Origin of the sequence: Azoarcus olearius (genome assembly GCF_001682385.1) — a bacterium.
In the GTDB taxonomy this organism is placed as follows: domain Bacteria; phylum Pseudomonadota; class Gammaproteobacteria; order Burkholderiales; family Rhodocyclaceae; genus Azoarcus; species Azoarcus olearius.
On sequence record NZ_CP016210.1, the window covers coordinates 2,660,216 to 2,678,419 of the forward strand.

The 18,204-nt window shown below is 67.4% G+C and carries 18 protein-coding genes; 7 read left to right on the plus strand and 11 right to left on the minus strand.

Features of this window, described 5'->3' with window-relative positions:
• Nucleotides 1–11: 11 nt before the first annotated feature.
• Together dqs_RS12245 and dqs_RS12250 are read right to left on the minus strand one after the other, a co-directional pair.
• Nucleotides 12–872: a helix-turn-helix domain-containing protein gene (locus tag dqs_RS12245; RefSeq protein WP_157108185.1), complete on the minus strand. Its 861-nt coding sequence runs from the start codon at nucleotides 870–872 to the stop codon at nucleotides 12–14.
• A 131-nt stretch (nucleotides 873–1,003) separates the two neighbouring features.
• Nucleotides 1,004–1,384 (minus strand): tautomerase family protein, encoded by a 381-nt coding sequence (locus dqs_RS12250; RefSeq protein ID WP_065340643.1) that lies wholly within the window; start codon nucleotides 1,382–1,384, stop codon nucleotides 1,004–1,006.
• Nucleotides 1,385–1,470: 86 nt separating this feature from the next.
• Here dqs_RS12250 and dqs_RS12255 point away from each other — a divergent pair, with 86 nt between their 5' ends.
• Nucleotides 1,471–2,328: a LysR family transcriptional regulator gene (locus dqs_RS12255; RefSeq protein WP_065340644.1), complete on the plus strand. Its 858-nt coding sequence runs from the start codon at nucleotides 1,471–1,473 to the stop codon at nucleotides 2,326–2,328.
• Here the strand turns inward: dqs_RS12255 and dqs_RS12260 are convergent.
• From dqs_RS12260 to dqs_RS12275, 4 genes are all read right to left on the minus strand, one after another.
• Nucleotides 2,306–3,478: an alpha/beta hydrolase gene (locus dqs_RS12260; protein WP_065340645.1), complete on the minus strand. Its 1,173-nt coding sequence runs from the start codon at nucleotides 3,476–3,478 to the stop codon at nucleotides 2,306–2,308. The two genes, dqs_RS12255 and dqs_RS12260, sit on opposite strands and share 23 nt — an antisense overlap.
• Nucleotides 3,479–3,624: 146 nt before the next feature.
• Nucleotides 3,625–5,565, minus strand: a complete 1,941-nt coding sequence (locus dqs_RS12265; protein ID WP_065340646.1) for a hybrid sensor histidine kinase/response regulator — start codon at nucleotides 5,563–5,565, stop codon at nucleotides 3,625–3,627.
• A 252-nt stretch (nucleotides 5,566–5,817) separates the two neighbouring features.
• Nucleotides 5,818–6,828 (minus strand): sulfate ABC transporter substrate-binding protein, encoded by a 1,011-nt coding sequence (locus dqs_RS12270; RefSeq protein WP_065340647.1) that lies wholly within the window; start codon nucleotides 6,826–6,828, stop codon nucleotides 5,818–5,820.
• Between the two features lie 55 nt (nucleotides 6,829–6,883).
• Nucleotides 6,884–7,567 (minus strand): hypothetical protein, encoded by a 684-nt coding sequence (locus tag dqs_RS12275; RefSeq protein ID WP_011766095.1) that lies wholly within the window; start codon nucleotides 7,565–7,567, stop codon nucleotides 6,884–6,886.
• Nucleotides 7,568–8,025: 458 nt separating this feature from the next.
• Here dqs_RS12275 and dqs_RS12280 point away from each other — a divergent pair, with 458 nt between their 5' ends.
• Complete coding sequence (locus tag dqs_RS12280) at nucleotides 8,026–8,313, plus strand: co-chaperone GroES (protein ID WP_065340648.1); 288 nt, start codon at nucleotides 8,026–8,028, stop codon at nucleotides 8,311–8,313.
• Between the two features lie 53 nt (nucleotides 8,314–8,366).
• Entirely contained in the window at nucleotides 8,367–10,010 is a 1,644-nt protein-coding gene (groL, locus tag dqs_RS12285) for a chaperonin GroEL (protein ID WP_065340649.1), read from the plus strand.
• Nucleotides 10,011–10,082: 72 nt separating this feature from the next.
• Here the strand turns inward: groL and dqs_RS12290 are convergent, their stop codons facing one another.
• On the minus strand, nucleotides 10,083–10,979 hold the full coding sequence (locus tag dqs_RS12290; RefSeq protein WP_065340650.1) for a LysR family transcriptional regulator: 897 nt from the start codon (nucleotides 10,977–10,979) through the stop codon (nucleotides 10,083–10,085).
• Nucleotides 10,980–11,075: 96 nt separating this feature from the next.
• Here dqs_RS12290 and dqs_RS12295 point away from each other — a divergent pair, with 96 nt between their 5' ends.
• Genes dqs_RS12295 through dqs_RS12305 form a run of 3 tightly spaced genes read left to right on the plus strand, consistent with a single transcriptional unit; the run spans nucleotide 11,076 to nucleotide 12,976 of the window.
• Nucleotides 11,076–12,095: an NAD(P)H-binding protein gene (locus tag dqs_RS12295; protein ID WP_065340651.1), complete on the plus strand. Its 1,020-nt coding sequence runs from the start codon at nucleotides 11,076–11,078 to the stop codon at nucleotides 12,093–12,095.
• Nucleotides 12,092–12,532 (plus strand): hypothetical protein, encoded by a 441-nt coding sequence (locus tag dqs_RS12300; RefSeq protein WP_065340652.1) that lies wholly within the window; start codon nucleotides 12,092–12,094, stop codon nucleotides 12,530–12,532. The genes dqs_RS12295 and dqs_RS12300 overlap by 4 nt, the downstream gene beginning before the upstream one ends.
• Before the next feature lie 39 nt (nucleotides 12,533–12,571).
• Entirely contained in the window at nucleotides 12,572–12,976 is a 405-nt protein-coding gene (locus dqs_RS12305) for a hypothetical protein (protein ID WP_065340653.1), read from the plus strand.
• Nucleotides 12,977–12,994: 18 nt separating this feature from the next.
• Here dqs_RS12305 and dqs_RS12310 read toward each other — a convergent pair whose 3' ends face one another.
• The 3 genes from dqs_RS12310 to dqs_RS12320 all read right to left on the minus strand — a co-directional run bounded on the left by dqs_RS12310 (nucleotide 12,995) and on the right by dqs_RS12320 (nucleotide 16,331).
• A complete protein-coding gene (locus tag dqs_RS12310) occupies nucleotides 12,995–14,155 on the minus strand; it encodes a YeeE/YedE family protein (RefSeq protein WP_065340654.1) in 1,161 nt (386 codons plus the stop codon).
• Nucleotides 14,156–14,566: 411 nt separating this feature from the next.
• Nucleotides 14,567–15,502 carry a sulfurtransferase gene (locus tag dqs_RS12315; protein WP_221405609.1) on the minus strand — a complete coding sequence of 312 codons (936 nt, stop codon included), beginning with the start codon at nucleotides 15,500–15,502 and terminating at the stop codon, nucleotides 14,567–14,569.
• Nucleotides 15,503–15,878: 376 nt separating this feature from the next.
• Nucleotides 15,879–16,331, minus strand: a complete 453-nt coding sequence (locus dqs_RS12320; protein WP_011766108.1) for a rhodanese-like domain-containing protein — start codon at nucleotides 16,329–16,331, stop codon at nucleotides 15,879–15,881.
• 174 nt (nucleotides 16,332–16,505) lie between these two features.
• On the opposite strand from dqs_RS12320, the gene dqs_RS12325 reads away from it, so the two are divergent.
• Nucleotides 16,506–17,165, plus strand: a complete 660-nt coding sequence (locus dqs_RS12325) for an acyl carrier protein phosphodiesterase (RefSeq protein ID WP_065340656.1) — start codon at nucleotides 16,506–16,508, stop codon at nucleotides 17,163–17,165.
• On the opposite strand, the gene dqs_RS12330 is transcribed toward dqs_RS12325, so the two are convergent.
• A complete protein-coding gene (locus dqs_RS12330; protein WP_065340657.1) occupies nucleotides 17,147–18,049 on the minus strand; it encodes a fructosamine kinase family protein in 903 nt (300 codons plus the stop codon). The two genes, dqs_RS12325 and dqs_RS12330, sit on opposite strands and share 19 nt — an antisense overlap.
• Between the last annotated feature and the right edge of the window lie 155 nt (nucleotides 18,050–18,204).

The following is an 18,204-nucleotide window of genomic DNA, read 5'->3' on the forward strand; positions in this document are numbered from 1 at the left end:
AAACGACAGCCTCAGTACCCGGCGGGACCGAACAGCCGGACCATTTCCAGCGGCGAAATCCGGTACGGCCAGAAGGCCGGATCGTCCCCGGCGATGCCGGCCAGCAGTTGGCCGGGGGAATAGCCGGTGTAGCGGACCAGATCGCGGTTGAGGTGGGATTGATCGAAATAGCCGAAGCGCGCGGCGAGGTCCGCCAGCGAGTGCGCCTTCGGCTGACCGGAAACGAGTGCGGCCAGCACCTGGCTGCAGCGCAACTGCTGGCGCAGGCTGCGCAGCGATTGCCCGTAGCTGGCGAGGAACCGACGTTCGAACTGGCGCAGGCTCAGGCCGAACCGTGCCGCCAATACCTTGGGCGCCAGGCCGAGATGCGCCGCGGGCAGCACGAGATCTCCCTCGCTCTCTCGCCGGCGCCGGCGTAAGGCCGACAGCAGCGCAAGGAATGCGGCCGTCTGGCGCGCGGCGTCGGTGCTTTCCGCCAATGCCGCCTCGCACCGCGCTGCTTCGCCGCGCTCCTGGCCGCCCAGGAAACAGTCGAACGCAAGCCAGTCATCGATGATCGTCAGCGCCGGGAAATCCACCAGCCGGCGAAGCTGGCCCGGTTGCACCGCCAGCGTCAGGATGCGCGTGCCCGGCGCCGCCCAGGCCGGCAGCATGCGGCGCGTTCCGCCACACAGGCAGATCGTCGCCATGCAGCGCGCACCTTCAGGGTGGTCGACCCGGATCTCGCCGCGCAGGATCACCAGAAAGATCGGATGCATCGCGGCCGGCAGCAGATAGCCGCCACCCGGCAGGGTTTTCACCATGCCGTGCTGCACGCAGTCACCCAGTTCCGCGGGCGGAGCAAAGATGAAGTCTTCTTCGGTGAGGAGCATGGCAACGGTCTGATTGAATGCCAGCAAGATAGCGCCGAATGTCCGGGTCGGGAAAGGCGGCGGGCGTTGTGGGTGCCGGCCGCCGCACGCCGCCCGACCTTGCTTCTGCCCGTCGGGCGGGTGGAGTCGCCTCAGGCGTATTGCGCCATGCCGTTGCCCAGCGACCAGTTCTCCTTCTCCACCTCGACGAGGTTGATGAATACGTCCTCCGGCCGCACGCCGGGACTTTCACTCAGCAGCCCCTGGATGCGCCGGTACAAGGCCTGCTTCTGCTCGATCGTCCGGGTGTTGTTGGCGGTGATCTGGATGAACAGCAGATCGTCGCTGCGCTGGATGCCGAGATAGCTCGGGCCGTAGCGGAAGTTGCCGGGCGCATGCTCGTGGATGGTCATGAACTGGTTGTCTTCGGGCACGCCGAAGGTTTCGTGCAGCGCCCGGCACAGGCTGTCGAAAATGGCCTGGCGATAGGCCTCCGACTTGCCCTGGCGCATCGAGATATGGGTAAGCGGCATGTGCGTTTCCTTTCTGAAATGACGGGAAAGGCCATGCTAGTATCAGAGTCTGATATTTACCGACATTTCAGTAATAACGGATTCTGATGTCACTCCCGCCGCTGGACCTGGACGCCGTCGATGCCTTCGTTCGCGTGGTCGAACTCGGCAGCTTTACCCGCGCCGCCGAAGCCATGGGAACGACGCAGGCCGCGATCAGCATGAAACTGAAGCGGCTGGAGGAAAGGCTGGGCTGCCGGCTGGTGGAGCGCACGCCGCGGTATGTCGAGATTTCCGCTTCCGGCGCGGCGTTTCTGGCGCCGGCGCGACGGCTGCTGGAAGCCCACGAACGCGCCGCGGGCGTGTTCTCGCGGCAGCGCCAGCGGCTCGCAATCGGCATCAGCGACCATGTGGCGGGGCCGGAACTGCCTGCGCTGATCGCGCGCATGAACGCGCTGGACCCGGAGCTGGTCATCGAGATCCGCATCGGCTCGTCGGCCGAACTGCTGCAACGCTTCGACCGCCGCGAACTCGACACCGTCATCGTGCGCTTCCATGCCGGACGCGACGACGGCGAGGTGGTCGCCGAAGAACAACTCGGCTGGTTTGCCGCGCCCGGATGGCAGCACCGGTCGGACGAACCGCTGCCGATCGCGACGATGGCGGAGCCCTGCGGCGTCCGTTCGCTGGCCGCGCAACGGCTGGATGCGGCGGGCCTCAGCTGGACGGAGATCTTCGTCGGCGGCGGCGTCACCGCGGTGTCGGCGGCGGTGATGGCGGGGCTGGGCATTGCCGCGCTGGCCCCCCGCATGCTGCCGCCGGATGCGGTCAATGTCGGCGCAAAGCTGGGGCTGCCGGACCTACCCCGCCTGCCCGTTCTGCTCCACACCCGCGTAAAGGACGGCCGCCCACACGAAGCGCTGTCCGCGCTGTCGGCGGCGTTCAGGAGTTCGGTACGGAGCTAGCCGGCCGCGCGGCGACACCGCGCCCCCCGGCTTCCTGCTCGCGACCACCCGTGCCGTGACGCGGCGGGCGCCGCGCGTCGCGCGTGGCGAGCGACAGCGTGTCGCATTCCGTCAGCGCGTCGGCTGCGAAAGGCCGGGTGGGCTGCGCGGCCCAGGCGATCGCCGCGCGCAAGCGGTCCAGCGCGGCCCGGCTTTCCGCCAGTTGGTCGCCGTAACCGTGGAATTCGTGGTTCATGTCCGGCCACACGTCCAGCCGCACCGGGCCGCCCTGCTCCGCCACGGTGGCGGCGAAGTCGCGGATCATGTCGACCAGGATCTCGCGCCCGCCCGCTTGCAGGTAGATCGGGCCGAGACCGCGGTAGTCCTGATGGATGGGCGACAGTTCGGCGTCGCTCACGTCCTGTCCGCCTTTCAGCCACTCCGCGAACTGCAGCGTCATGTAGCCCTGCACCAGGTCGTAGGGATCGTTGCCGAACTGGCTGGCGCCGCGCCGGCCGATGTCCGTCCAGGGGCTGATGCCGAGTGTCAGCAAGGGTGTGGGCAGGCCCGCGCGGGCGAGATGCGACAGCGTCATCAACGCCAGATGCCCGCCCGCCGAATCCCCGCACAGCACGAGGCGCCGCGGCGCCACGCCGCGCCCCAGCAGGTAGCGATAGGCGGCGAGGCCGTCTTCCAGTTGGGCGGGATGCGGGTGTTCCGGCGTCAGCCGGTAATCCGGCGCGAACACCACAACGCCGAGGCTGTGCGCCAGGATGCGGGCGAAGTGACGGGATACGCCGGCATGGAAGGTGTAACCGCCGCCGTGAAAGTGCAGCAGGGTTGCGTCGCTGTGCCGGACGGCGGGAATGAACCAGTGCCCGCGTGGTTCGCCCGCGCCGCTGGCGCGCACTTCGACATCGGGGTAGGTGTCGAACACCGAATAGAAGCTGTCGAAATACGCCCGGCTCACCGAAATGTCCGCCTTGAGGCGAAACGCGTGGTTGAACTGGGCCCGGATGTAGAGCGTGCCGTACTCGAACAGGAAGGACCACGATTCGACCCGCCGCCGCCCAAGCAGCCGGCGGGTGGCGACCCGCGCGGCAACCGCCCCTGCGGTGGCGAGACTGCGGAGTCGGTGGGACCAGCGGCCCTGGAAGACGATCTTGTTCATGACGGCCTGGGTGAAATCAATCAGGCGTCATGATGCGGTTCGAGTGGACGCGGCGATAGGACGGAGGCGACATCGAAGGCGGCTTCAAACGCCCCGCCTGCTGTGTTTTGAGCGGCCGTTTTTCCCCAACGCCACCAGGTCCCGGTCTATCCGGCACCCTCCGCCGTCCGGTGGGGCGAAGACACAGCGCGCTCTTCAATCAGCGCCGCAATCCGGTCCTGCAGGGCGTCGAGGTCCAGCGGCTTGTGCAGAACGCTGATGCCGTGATCCGCCATGCGGCGAACGACCACCGGATCCGTGTCTCCGGTAATGATCAGCGCGGGCACGTCGTTTCCGAACGCAGATCGCACCGCGCGAATGACACCGACGCCGTCATCTTCTCCGCCCAGCCGATAGTCCGCAAGGATGATTTCCGGCGCAGTGCCGTTGAGCCGGGTCACGACCTCGTACCGCGAGGCTGCGGATATCACCTGATGACCCAGTTCGGTCAGCGCATAAGCCAGCGCCGCGGCCACCTCGGTATTGTCCTCGACGATTGCAATACGCCGCTTCTGGTGAATCGGGGGCGGTTCGACGGGGTGGGCGTCCACCCGCTCGCCCAATGGCAATTCGAGCGCGAAAACCGAACCGCGACCTGGCCGGGAACGGACTTGCAACTGCAGCCCGAGCAATTTCGCCGTCTTTGCCGCAATGGTCAGGCCGATCCCCGAGCCCTTGGTCCTGTTGCGCTCGGCATTTCCCAGTTGCCTGAACTCCTCGAATATCTCGGTCGTCTTGTCCGCGGGAATTCCGATGCCGGTATCCCACACCTCGACCCAGTGCTTTCCGCTTCGCCGCCGGACGCCAATCAGGATGCGGCCGTGCTCCGTGTAGCGCACCGCATTGGCGACCAGATTGGTGACGATGCGTTGAATAAGCACGGGGTCGGTGCGGGCGACCCAAGCGGAACCGGTGTAGCGCAAACCCAGGCCTTTCTCCCGCGCCTCCGGCTCATAAGACAACGCAATGCGCAACAGCACGGCGTCCACCTCGAAATCACAGACGCTCGGCTTGATGACGCCCGCTTCGAGCTTGGAGAGATCAAGCAGATTCGACAGCAATTCACTCAGGTGGGTGACGCAATCCCCGATGCCCGAAGCGAGCGCGCGTTCGGACGCCGGAAGTTTTCTCTCCAGGGTGCCCACATAAAGCGACAAGGCCGACAAGGGCTGCCGCAAATCGTGGCTTGCCGCGGCGAGAAAGCGCGACTTGGCATTATTTGCCCGCTCCGCCTCCTCCATCGCGGCCTTCAGGCCGTTCTCCTGGCGCTTGCGGTCGGTGACGTTTTCGGAGAACAGGATGATGCCGCCAATCGTACCCGCGCCGGTAAACCACGGGCGAACCTCCCAGCGCTCCCAATTGATTTCACCGTTGCGGCGGACGAATTGATCCTCGTCGCAGCGAAGCGTTTCACCTGCCAGGCAACGGCGATGAATTGCTTTCCAGCGTTCGGGCACATCGGGAAACACCTCGTAATGACAACGGCCGATGACGTCCTTGTCGTCGATATGGTAGTCCCGCAGAAAACGGCGGCTGACAGCGAGATAACGCATCTCCCGGTCGAACATCGCGATGCCCGCGGGCACGCTTTCAATGAAGGTGGCCAGCAGGTTTTCGGTTTCCCGCACGGTCTGCCGTGCCCGAACAAAGCCGGTGGTTTCACGCAGACTGAATACGAGGCCGACGACGCGTCCGTCGCTGTCCTTGTCGGCGGCAAGGCTCCAATCCCAGTATGTGGTCCCGCGGTCCTGCTGGTCGGCAAACTCGAAAGGCTTGTCCTTGTAGAAAACCGGATTTCCGCTATCCCTGACCTGCCGGAAGATCGCCTCATTTTCAGCATGCGGGTAAAGCGCGAAATGGTTCTTGCCGACCATATCGCCTGGCGACATCCGGCAAGTGCGCGCGTAAGCCTCATTCACCCAAACGAAATTGAAGCTGGGATCGAGGTACACCAACATCACATCCGTGGTGGCCGCAACACTGGCAAGCAGGGCCCGCCCTTGCTGGAGTTCCGCCTTCAGGAGCGAATCGGTTTGCGAGCTGTTCATCGCCACGGTCTTCCATTCTGGATGACCGATGCTACGCGCCGCTTATGCTCGCTGGCAATCATGCAGATTGGGCGTACCAGGAATGCAACGAAACTGTCGCCGTGCGGCGACGACCTGCGATCGAACCGATCCGTATTGCGCGGGTTTAATGGCGTGATTGACCCGTCGCCCGCTTTTTTTGAAAGGAAATGAAAAACGGCGGCGGTCCTTTCCGACCCGCCGCCGTCCCTTGCAGAGAAATGCTCGACTGGCTTACTTGATCGTCGCGATCTGGTCGAAGATGCCGCCGTCGTCGAAGTGGGCCTTCTGCACCTTGCCCCAGCCGCCGAACACCTCGTCGATCTTGAACAGGTTCAGGTTGCCGAACTGCTTGGCGTACTTGGCCGCCACCTTGGCGTCGGTCGGACGGTAGTAGTTCTTCGCGGCGATTTCCTGGCCTTCGTTCGAATACAGGTAGTTGAGGTATTCGGTAGCGACCTTGCGGGTGCCGCGCTTGTCGACCACCTTGTCGACCACCGCCACCGGCGGTTCGGCCAGGATGGAGATGGACGGGGTGATGATCTCGAACTTGTCCGCGCCGAATTCCTTCAGCGCCAGATAGGCTTCGTTCTCCCACGCGATCAGCACGTCGCCGATGCCGCGTTCCACGAAGGTGACGGTGGAGCCGCGGGCGCCGGAATCCAGCACCTTGACGTTGGCGTAGATGTTCTTGACGAACTCGCGCGCGCGGGCGTCGGTGCCGCCCGGTTGCTTCAGTGCGTAGCCCCACGCGGCCAGGTAGTTCCAGCGCGCGCCGCCGGAGGTCTTGGGGTTCGGGGTCACGACTTCCACACCCGGCTTCACCAGGTCGTTCCAGTCCTTGATGCCCTTGGGGTTGCCCTTGCGCACCAGCAGCACGATGGTGGAGGTGTAGGGCGAGGCATTGAGCGGCAGCTTCTTCTGCCAGCCGGCCGCGACCGCGCCGCCGTTGTCGGTGATGGCGTCGATATCACCGGCCAGCGCCAGCGTCACCACGTCGGCGTCCAGGCCGTCGATGACGGCGCGGGCCTGCTTGCCGGAGCCGCCGTGCGACTGCTTGACGACGACATCTTCGCCGGCCTTGGCCTTCCAGTACTTGGCGAAGGCGGTGTTGTACTCCTGGTAAAGCTCGCGCGTGGGGTCGTAGGAGACGTTGAGCAGCGTGGTTTCGGCCAGCGCGTTGCCGGCCAGGGCGGCGCCGAGCGCCAGGGCGATGAGACTGCGACGGAAGTGATCGATGGTCATGGTGCTTTCCAGTTGTGCTGCGATGAAAGAATGAAAACGGGTGCGGCGAACGCGCTCAATTGACCGCGAAGCAGTACAGCAGCCCGGCGCCGCCGGTCTTGACCAGGTTGTCGTGGCCACAGCCGCGGCTGGCATGGGCGGAGTTCCACGACACGTTGCCGCCGCCGGTGCGGTCGAAATGCCCGACCTGGACGGCGCCGTCCTCGGCGGAACTGGTGTAGTTGCGGCAGGTACGGTCGGCGGCGTCGGCAAAGGCGCGGCCGTCGGGCTGGGAGCCGGTGACGATGTCGTGCTCGTTGGGCGTATCACCCGAGCCCTTCACGAAGTCGCCTTTCTCGGTCAGCGCGGTGCGGCGGCTGAGGTTGTTGCCCAGGCGCGCGGATTCGAGGGAATCGCCGTGCAGGTGAGCGACATCCTTGGCGATCTCCTGGCCCTTGACGTTGTGCCAGGGGCCGCTGCCGATGCGGTCGCGCGCGTTGATCGCCGGCTGGCCGTTGGCGGCCTGGGTGCTGAGGTAGGCGCGCCAGGTCTTGCCGGCGCCGCTGGTGGTGGCGGCCAGTTTCTGGCAGTGCGCATCCGCCCCGGCGAGGCCGCCGAAGTCCGCGCCCTTGCCGGTGCCGACGCTGGTGACGAAGAAGCTCGCCGGCGGCAGCGGCTTGCTGGCATCGGCTGCCTGCTGGGCAAATGCCAGCGGCGACAGCAACAGGCAAAGTGCCGCGATGGTTCTTTCTTTATGCATAGAGGGTCTCGTGTTTAGCGTGCCCGTGACGAGGCGGGAAGCTGACGCGCGGATCGGCACCGCATACCGCCGGACGGCGCGCCGCCAGCCCTTTAGCAGGGGCCGTACCACCCCGGGGGAATCGCCCGCCCGTAACGGGACGGAAGCGCCAAGACATTGAACAAAAGGATTAATTTGCCGACTCCGGCGTTCTTTCCCGGCATTGCGCCGGAGGCCGGGGCGGGCCCGTCTGCTGCCTGCGCAACAGTTCAGCGGGCCGCGCTGCTTGCCCGCCAACAGCGCCTTCGGGCGCCGCGCGCGATATCAAAAACGCATCTACGCAAATCGAAATAATTCGCTACGCCGCGGCCGCCGGCCGCGCCATGATCCGCCCCGTCGTCGTTGGCACTCACCGGCAGAGAGTGCCAACGACGACGAGGGCGCCGCCCTCCCTGTCATCGACATTTCAGGAGACTTCCATGGCTATCCGCCCCCTGCACGACCGCGTCATCGTCAAACGCCTCGAAGCCGAACGCACCACCGCCAGCGGCATCGTCATTCCCGATTCCGCGGGCGAGAAGCCCGACCAGGGCGAGGTCATCGCCGTCGGCCGCGGCAAGATCCTCGACAACGGCGAACTGCGCGCGCCGCAGCTCAAGGCCGGCGATCGCGTGCTGTTCGGCAAGTACGCCGGCCAGGCGGTGAAGATCGACGGCGAAGAAGTGCTCGTCGTGCGCGAAGAAGACATTTTCGGCGTCATCGAATAAGCCGCCGCCCCCGCCGCTTCAACTCATCCAACACACAGCCAACGGAGCAATACATGGCCGCCAAACAAGTGCTTTTCGGTGACGACGCCCGCGCCAAGGTCGTGCAAGGCGTCAACATCCTCGCCAACGCCGTCAAGGTGACCCTCGGCCCCAAGGGCCGCAACGTGGTGCTGGAGCGCTCCTTCGGCGCGCCCACCGTGACCAAGGACGGCGTCTCGGTCGCCAAGGAAATCGAGCTGAAGGACAAGTTCGAGAACATCGGCGCGCAGCTGGTGAAGGAAGTCGCCTCCAAGACCTCCGACAACGCCGGTGACGGCACCACCACCGCCACCGTGCTGGCCCAGGCCATCGTGCGCGAAGGCTTCAAGTTCGTCGCCGCCGGCTTCAACCCGGCCGACCTCAAGCGCGGTATCGACAAGGCGGTGGCCGCCATCGTCGACGAGCTGAAGGCCCTCTCCAAGCCGACCACCACCAGCAAGGAAATCGCCCAGGTCGGCGCCATTTCCGCCAATTCGGACGCCGACATCGGCGACATCATCGCCAAGGCCATCGACAAGGTGGGCAAGGAAGGCGTCATCACCGTCGAGGACGGCAAGTCGCTGAATAACGAACTCGACGTGGTCGAGGGTCTGCAGTTCGACCGCGGCTACCTGTCGCCCTACTTCATCAACAACCCGGACAAGCAGGTCGCCGAACTCGACAACCCCTTCATCCTGCTGTTCGACAAGAAGATCTCCAACATCCGCGAGCTGCTGCCGGTGCTGGAGCAGGTCGCCAAGGCCGGCCGCCCGCTGCTGGTCGTCGCCGAGGATGTCGACGGCGAAGCGCTCGCCACCCTGGTGGTGAACACCATCCGCGGCATCCTCAAGGTGGTGGCGGTGAAGGCGCCGGGCTTCGGCGACCGCCGCAAGGCCATCCTGGAAGACATCGCCATCCTCACCGGCGGCCAGGTGATCGCCGAGGAAGTCGGCCTCAGCCTGGAAAAGGCCACGCTGGCCGACCTCGGCCAGGCCAAGCGCGTCGAGGTGCAAAAGGAGAACACCACGCTGATCGACGGCGCCGGCAGTGTCGAGGCGATCAAGGCGCGCGTGTCCTCCATCGACGCCCTGATCGGCGCCGCCACTTCCGACTACGACCGCGAGAAGCTGCAGGAACGCAAGGCCAAGCTGGCTGGCGGCGTCGCCGTCATCAAGGTGGGCGCGGCCACCGAAGTGGAGCTGAAGGAGAAGAAGGCGCGCGTCGAGGATGCGCTGCATGCCACCCGCGCCGCGGTGGAAGAAGGCATCGTGCCCGGCGGCGGCGTCGCCCTGCTGCGCGCCCGTGCCGCGATCAAGGACCTGAAGGGCGACAACCACGAGCAGGACGCCGGCATCAAGATCGTGCTGCGCGCGGTGGAAGAGCCGCTGCGCCAGATCGTCGCCAACGCCGGCGACGAGGCCTCGGTGGTGGTGGCCCGCGTGCTCGAAGGCAGCGGCAACTTCGGCTACAACGCCGCCAACGGCCAGTACGGCGATCTGGTGGAACAGGGCGTGCTGGACCCCGCCAAGGTCACCCGCTCCGCACTGCAGAACGCCGCCTCGGTCGCGGCGCTGATCCTCACCACCGACGCGCTGGTGGCCGAACAGGCGGACGACAAGCCGGCCACCGCTGGCCTGCCGCACGGCGGCCCGGGCGGGTTCGGCGCGCCGGAGTTCTAAGGCCGCGTCGAAAGCGGTCGCCCAAGGAGGAAATGCCCCGCACCCGCGGGGCATTTTTTTTGGGCCGCGCTATCAACCCGGCGCGTAGAGCCGCTCCAGCGCCGCGGCCAGGTATTCGAACATCAGCGCCACCCGGCGCACGCCGCGCAGGTCGCGGTGCATCGTCACCCACACCTCCATGTCGAAACGAAGGTGCTCGGTCAGCACCTGCACCAGCGCCGCATCCCGCCGCGCGACATGGACGTGACAGGCGCCGATACCGAAGCCGGCACGCAGCGCCGCGAGCTGGGCGACCTCCGAATCGCAGCGCAACGAGAACATCTCGCGGGTGATCTCGACGTTCAGGGACGCGGTGGCGCGCGTCCACGCCATGTCGCGGTCGAAGCCGATGACCGTGTGGCGCTCCAGTTCGGCCAGCGACGCGGGCAGGCCGTAGCGCTCGATGTAGCGGCGGTGGGCGAAAAGCCCGATGCGGCCGGTGCCGACCCGCCGCGCCACCAGCGCATCCTGCACCGGGCGGAACATCCGCACCGCGATGTCGGCCTCGCCCCGCAGCAAGTCGCTGGCGGCACTGCTCAGCACCAGTTCGATGGCGATGCGCGGATGCGCCTGATGGAAGCCGGTGAGGATGTCGGGCAGCAACTCGGTGCCGACGATATGGCTGGCGGCCAGACGCACCGCGCCGCCGACATCGTCCGCACCGCCGCTGGCCAGACGCACCAGCGCGGCCGCGGCCATCTCCATGTTCTCCGCATGCGGCACCAGCCCGCTGGCGATCGCGTTCGGCGTCAGGCCGCTGGGCGTGCGCACGAACAGCGTGGTGCCGAGCGCCTGTTCCAGCGCCTCGACGTGACGGCCGATGGTCGGCTGGGTGGTCGACAGCTCGCGCGCCGCGGCGGACAGGCTGCCACTGCGCATCACCGCCAGGAAAGAGCGATACAGCTCCCAACTCGGATCGGCCTTCGTCATACGTTTTCGTATATCTGCCATGTGAGGATGAGTCTGGGATTGTAAGCCCGCGCTCAATATGCTCGCCGGCGTCCCTTAATCACTCGAGAAATCAGGATGCCTCAAGGTATTCATCCGCGTATGGCCTTGGTGCTCGGCGGTACCGGCTCGCTCGGCCTCGCCACCATCAAGGCCTTGCTCGCCCACGGCTGGCAGGTCCGCGCCCTGCACCGCGACCCCGCCCGCGCCGCCGCACACCCTGGCATGGCCTGTCTGGTCGAGTGGGTGGTGGGTGACGCAATGCGCCCGGAGGACGTGCGTCATGCGGCACGCGGCGCGTCCATCATCGTCCATGCGGTCAATCCGCCGCGCTACCAGCGTTGGCGCGAACTCGCCCTCCCCATGCTGGATGCGTCGATCGAGGCGGCCTCCGACAGCGGCGCGCGGCTCGTCTTTCCCGGCAACATCTACAACTACGGACCGGACGCCGGCACGGTGATCGACGAGATTTCCGCGCAGCATCCGCGCACCCGCAAGGGCGCGGTGCGGGTAGAGATGGAGGAACGCCTGGCGGACGCATCCCGCTACAACGTCCGGTCGCTGATCCTGCGCGCGGGCGATTTCTTCGGCCCCCACGCCGACAGCTCCTGGTTCGGCGCGATGGTGAAGCCGGGCGCGGCACTGCGGGCGCTCACCTACCCTGGCCGGCTGGATGTCGGCCACGCCTGGGCGTATCTGCCCGACCTCGCGGAAACGCTGGCCCGCCTGGCGGCGATCGAACCCTCGCTGCCCCGTCTCGCGGTGTTCCACTTCGAGGGGCACTGGCTCAGCGGCCACGGGCTGTCGCAGGCGATCCGACGCGTAGTCGGCAACCCGGACCTGCCGGTACGGCGCCTTCCCTGGCCGCTTCTCCACGCCGCCGCGCCCTTCTCCCGCTTCGTGCGGGAAATGCTGGAGATGCGCTACCTCTGGACCGAAGCGCTGCGGCTGGACAACAGCAAGCTGGTCCGCACGCTCGGCCACGAACCGCACACGGGGCTGGACGAGGCGCTGAGAACCACGCTGATGTCGCTCGGCTGCCTGCCCGCGCTGCCGGCCGCCTCCCGCACCTCCTTCCAACTGGGAACCGGAACATGACCGAATCCCGCTACCGGCAGCTGGTGCGCGCCAGCGGCATCTACGACGTGCTGGCCACCGCCGCCTTCGCGACGCCGTGGACCTACCCGCTGCTCTTCCAGCTATTCAACCGGATCGCGCCGATGCCGGCGTTCGAGCCGACCCACGCCTTGTTCGTCAACCTGCTCGGCTCGGTGGTGCTGGTGTGGTCGGCGCTGCGCATCTGGCGGCCCGACCCCGTCTTCGGCCTGTTCGACGCCTACGCCCGCGCGCTCTTCTTCTGCTGGCAGATGTACTACCTGCTGGTGCACCACGTCACGCCGGTGGTATGGGCCTTCGCCGCAATCGAGCTGCTGCTCGGCGTGCTGCAAGCCGTGGGCTACTGGCGGCTGGTCGGCCGCAGCACCGCCCCGGCGGCGGAAAAGCGCGCGCCCGCCGTCCTGCCTGATCCCGCCTGATCCTTGCTGCTTCCCCTCTCACGTTACCCAGGAGTATTCATGAAGACATCCATGCTCGCCCTCTGCGCCGCCTTCACGCTTTCGGCCTGCAGCACGCTCATCGGCCCGTCGGCGGGCGAAATCGCCGCGCTGCCGGTCGTGTCCTACGGCCAGCCCACGCCACAGGGCGAATTCGTGCTGCGCTACCCCGCCGGCGCCGACCTCCCGTTCAACGCCAGCGTCGGCGGCTCGCTGCTGACCGAAGCCGCCCAATCGACGCTGAAAGTGCGGGTGAAGCAGGACATCTACGTCTACAAGGACAAGCTGAGCTTCGACGGCAAGACGTGGAGCGCCGCGCGGTCGAAAATCGGCGGCGAGTTCAGGATTTCGCCCCCCGGCATGAAGGACGGCCAGATAGACCCGCAGGCGCCGGGAGAAATGAGCGCAATGTTCAATTCGAAGTAGGCGGCGCCTGCCCGCTCCCTACCACCCGAAGCCGCGGCGCAGGCGCCAGCCCAGCCAGGTCGCCGGGAACAGCACCGCGGCAAACACCCAGCCCGACACCGCGGCCGCCATCACGCCGGAGAGCAAGGTGCCGACGGTGCAGCCCAGCGCCACCATCGCGCCCCAGCCCATCAGCACGCCGCCGACGAGCGCCCGCAGCGCCTCGCCCGCGGTGGGCCGGCGCGGGCGGAAATCGCCGGCCACCACCGCAGCCGCCAGCGAACCGAGCACCAGCGCGACGACGAAGGCGCCGTTCTCGGACCACAGGGTCTCCTTCACTGCGGTGGCGCAGCCGGCGAAACTGTCCAGCCCTTCGAGCCGGCCGGGGAACCAGCTCGCGGCGCCGGCTGCGGTGCGGGCGAGGCTGCCGAGTTCCGCCGTGACTCCGAGCGGACCGACGCGCAGATAGGACAGCACCGCGATGAAGCCGACAAGGATGCCGCCGGTGGCGGCCGCCCAGCGTCGGCGCCACCACGGCTGCGCCACGACCTCGCCGCTTCGGTGCCGCCACGCCAGCAGCGCGGCGAGCACCGCCAGCAGGAGGATCTGAAACGCGGCGGAACCGCCGTAGCCGACTTCATGTGGCAGCCAGAGCACCGGCGCCGACTGAAGCGTGCCGAGGTAGAGCGCATTCCACGACAGGAAGCCGAGCACGAAGCCGCCGAGCGCCCCGAGCAGCGCAAGCGGCGAGGCGAGCGCGCCCTCGCCCAGCCGGTACAGGTGGGCGCTGATGCACGACCCCGACAGCGCCATGCCCAGCCCGAAAGCCCCCGCGCCAGCGACCAGCACCCAGCTCACCGGGCCGATGTGCGCGCCCGGCGGCAGACGCCCCGGCACCGGCTGCGGCAGGAAGGCGCCGAACAGCACGTGGTAGCCAAGCGTGCCGACCGCCAGCGCCGCCACGATGCCGAGCAGCCCACGCGCATCGCGGCTTTCGAAAAAGTCGCGGCTGACGCAGTAGAAGCAGAAGCGCGTGCGCTGCAGCACGATGCCGAAGGCAAGTCCGAAGAGCGCCGAGATCGCCAGATCGCGGCCGACGCCGGGGAGCGTGGAAAACCAGGCGGCCAGCGTGAAGGCGGCGGCGAGGATGAGGGTTCCGGCCAGCAGCGCGGGGGGCCGGGGAAGGGACTGCGAGGACATTCGGTTATCCGGAGTTGAGGGGGCGGTTCCTGCGTTAGTGGCTCGGCATGAAGGGGGAGTGGTTCTGGTTCCTCCCCCTTCAAGGGGGAGGCTAGGAGGGGGATGGGGTGGGAAATAGCGCCGCGATAACCCCATCCCCACCCCAACCCTCCCCTTGAAGGGGAGGGAGCAAATCGCGCCAATCCGGTAGCCGGTGCCGGGAGGCACCGTCGTTCGGCCGGCGGCGAGCAGTGCTCGCCGAAACCCCGTCCTCACCCCCTCCAAGGGAAGGGAGCAAATCGGGCCAGCCCGCATCTCGCCACCCGTCCCAGAAAAGAACGGCGGTGCCCAGGCACCGCCGTAACCCCGCAGGACAACAAGGCCGGTCAGGCGGGCCGGCCGAGCCCCATCACCGCCGGCTGCGCGTCATGCTTACTTGCCGCCCCACACCGTGCCGGCAACATTGGTGATCGGCACGCCGACGGTGTTGCCGTATTCGGTCCACGAGCCGTCGTAGTTGCGCACCTCGTAGCCGAGCAGTTTGGAAAGCGCGAACCAGGTGTGGCTGGAGCGTTCGCCGATGCGGCAGTAGGTGATGATCGGCTTGCCGCCATCGACGCCCTTGGCGGCATAGAGCTTGCGCAGTTCTTCGACCGGCTTGAAGGTGCCATCGGCGGCGACCGCCTCGCTCCACGGCACATTCACCGCGCCCGGAACATGACCCGCGCGGATCGACAGTTCCTGCACACCGGCGGGCGCGAACACCTTGCCCTGGTATTCGTCGGCCGAGCGGATGTCGACCAGCGCGACGTCGCTCTTCTTCTCGGCCGCCGCCACCACGTCGGCCAGCCGCGCACGCAGCTTGGGGTTGGCGTCCGACACCTTGATGTTGCCCGGCGCCGGGGTCTTCGCCACCGCGGCGAGGCCGCGGTTTTCCGCCTCCCACTTCTTGCGACCGCCGTCGAGCAGCTTCACGTTCTTGACGCCATAGACGTCGAACACCCAGGCGCCCCAGGCGGCGAACCAGTTGTTGTTGTCGCCGTAGAGCACCACGGTGGAATCCGCCGACACGCCAGCGTTGCGCAGCAGCTTCTCGAAGTTGTCCTTGCTGACGATGTCGCGGCGGACCGGATCGACGAGGTCGGTGTGCCAGACGAAGTTCACCGCGCCCGGTACATGGCCGCGCTCGAACTGGCCGGGGTTCACGCTCACCTCGATGACACGCACCTTGGGATCGTTGAGGTTCTTCTCCAGCCAGTCGGTGGAGACAAGGACATCGGCAGGAGCGGCAAAGGCGCCGGTGGCGGCCAGCGCGACGCTGGTGGTGAACACAAAGCGGCGGAATGCCTGGGTCGGGACTGGGGGCATGACGGATTCTCCGGGTGAGTACATCGATGGCCGCACTTTGCCGAACACACTCGAAGGGGCGGAACCAAGGAAATCAGATATGCATATCCGGGATATCCACCTGACGGATGAGCGGCCTGAGGCAGCAAGGCGCAGTACGCCCGAGATTCAGGACGACGCGGTATGTGGCAGGGCCGGCGTGAGGGCTCGGACCGCGAACAGTGCCCCAGCATGGGCGGCAGCGGCCAACTGTTCGACATCAGCGGAGACTGGAACCCCTCGCGCAGCGCTATGCGCCACGCTCTTTGCCGGATTGCAGCGCATGGAGCACCGGCGTGCCGGACGCCGGACGCCGCTGTTCCCCCGCGCCGGAACCGACGCGCTGGCGCCCGTCCGCTCAGGTCTGATACCAGGGCAGCCCGGCCTGCCGCCAGCCGTTGACGATCCGGCGGCCCTCCGCATCCGCCTCGCCCTCAAACCCTTCAAGCACGATGTAGACCTGGCGGAAGCCCTCGCCCGCGAGCACCCTACCGGCCTCGTCGGCGCGGCCGGTCGTCCGTCCCAGCAGCAGGATCAGATCGCCCCGCGCCAGCCGCGCCGACACCTCGGCGACAAACTCCGGCGCCGGCGTCCAGTCGGGGAAGCGGCGGAACTCGATTTCGAACGCGCCCGGCACGTGGCCCACCAGCGCGCACTCCTGCCAGGCGCGGATATCGACCAGCTTGGCCTGCGGCCGCGCTTCCATCACCGCCCAGGCTTCGGCCGGCGTCAGGCTGCCGCAATAGCCGTAGGCGCCCTCGCGCGCACGCCCCTGTGCACGGCCGAGCACCGCCGCGATGGCGTCATCCATGCTTGTCTCCATTTCTTTTCCCTGAGGCTAGCCGCGCGCGCGCACCAGCGGAACCGAAGCTTTCTGACAAGCAATGGCCCCGGGGCGATAAGCACCGGGCGAACGCGCAAGCGCCTTGGTCGGGCCTGACGAAGCTGGTACAACGGAAGACCTGCTTCGACATCGCCGGTACCGATGAACTACCTTGCCCACGCCTTTCTTGCCGGGCCGCTGGCAGCCGACCGCGTCGGCGGCGTGGTGGGAGACTTCGTCAAGGGCCCGCTGCTGCCCCGGCCGCCGGGGATCGACGCGGCACTCGCCGCCGGCGTGATCCTGCACCGCCGCATCGACAGCTTCGCCGACACCCATCCGGCCTTCCAGCGCAGCCGCGCGCGGATCAGCAGCGCCCGGCGCCGGGTGGGCGGCATCATGGTCGATCTCTTCTACGACCACTTCCTCGCGCTGCACTGGAATGCGCTGAGTGCCGAACAGGGCCTGGAAACGCGCCTCGAGGCCTACACCGCCGAGACCTACCGCCTGATCGCGGCCCACCCGGCGCCACTGCCCGCCGCCTTCCCCCCGGTGTTCGCACGCATGGCGGCGCAAGACTGGCTGGCGAGTTATCGAGAGGTCGCCAACGTCGCCGAGGCGCTCGACCGCATGTCGATCTACCGCATGCGCCAGCCCAACCCGCTGGGTGGCGCGGGCGCCGAATTGCTGGCGCACTACGCGGGTTTCGAGCGCGACTTCCTCGCCTTTCTGCCCGACGCGCTTGCGTTTGCGGCCGAGGTCCGCGCGACGCGCGGGGACGGCGCCACCCCGGAGACGTCGGCCGATCAGGGCCGCAGTTCGTAGTCCAGCGCCCGGATCATCCGCTCCGCCTGACCGAGGTAGGTGCGGCCGAACAGGTTGAGGTGGTTCAGCACGTGGTAAAGGTTGTACAGCGTCTTGCGCTGCTCATAGCCTTCCGCCAGCGGCCAGGCCAGGCGATAGGCGGCGTAGAAGGCGGACGGAAAGCCGCCGAAGAGTTCGCTCATTGCCAGGTCGGCCTCGCGGTCGCCGCGATAGACCGCGGGATCGAAGAGCACCGGACGGCCGTCCGCATCCACCGCCGCGTTGCCCGACCACAGGTCGCCGTGCAGCAGGCTGGCGCGCGGACGGTAGTCGAGGAACATCGCCGGCACACGCTCCAGCACGCGGTCGGCATCGCGCCCCAGCACGCCACCGTGGCCCTTCGCGCGCGCCATCTGCAGTTGCGGCTGCAGCCGGTTCTGCACGAAGAAGCGCGCCCAGCCATCCTGCTGGGCATTGAGTTGCGGGCTGGCACCGATGAAGTTGTCGCGCGGCCAGCCGAAGTGCTCGCCGCAGTCGCGATGCAGCGCCACCAGCGCCTCGGCAAAGCGCTCGCCCTCGGCGGCGGCGGACAGCGGACGTAGCGCGATGTGCTCCAGCAGCAGGAAGGCCTGATCCCCACCGACGCCACAGCCGAGCACCGCCGGTACGCGAAAGGCGTTGCACGCCGCCAGCGCCGCAAGTCCGTCGGTTTCCGCCTCGAACATCGGCAACGCCGAAGCCGCATTGAGCTTGAGAAAGTAGCGCCGGCCCCCGGCCTCCACCGTGAAGCTGCGGTGGATGGACCCACCGCCTGTGGCCTGCACGGCGGCGCCTGAAAGGTCCGCGCCGGTGATCGCGCGTATCGCGGGCACCAGTTCGGAATCGAGCACGGAGGCATGTGGCACGGCGGAACTCCTGTAGAGCACGGGCCGAACGACCCGTCCCCCGCAGGATAAACCGCCCCTGCGCCGCAGCGCAGCCCCCGCAACGGCCGCCGAACCCGCACGCGGACGCCAACAAGCACACAGGTGTCATGAATCCGGATGCCTATACTGCGCAG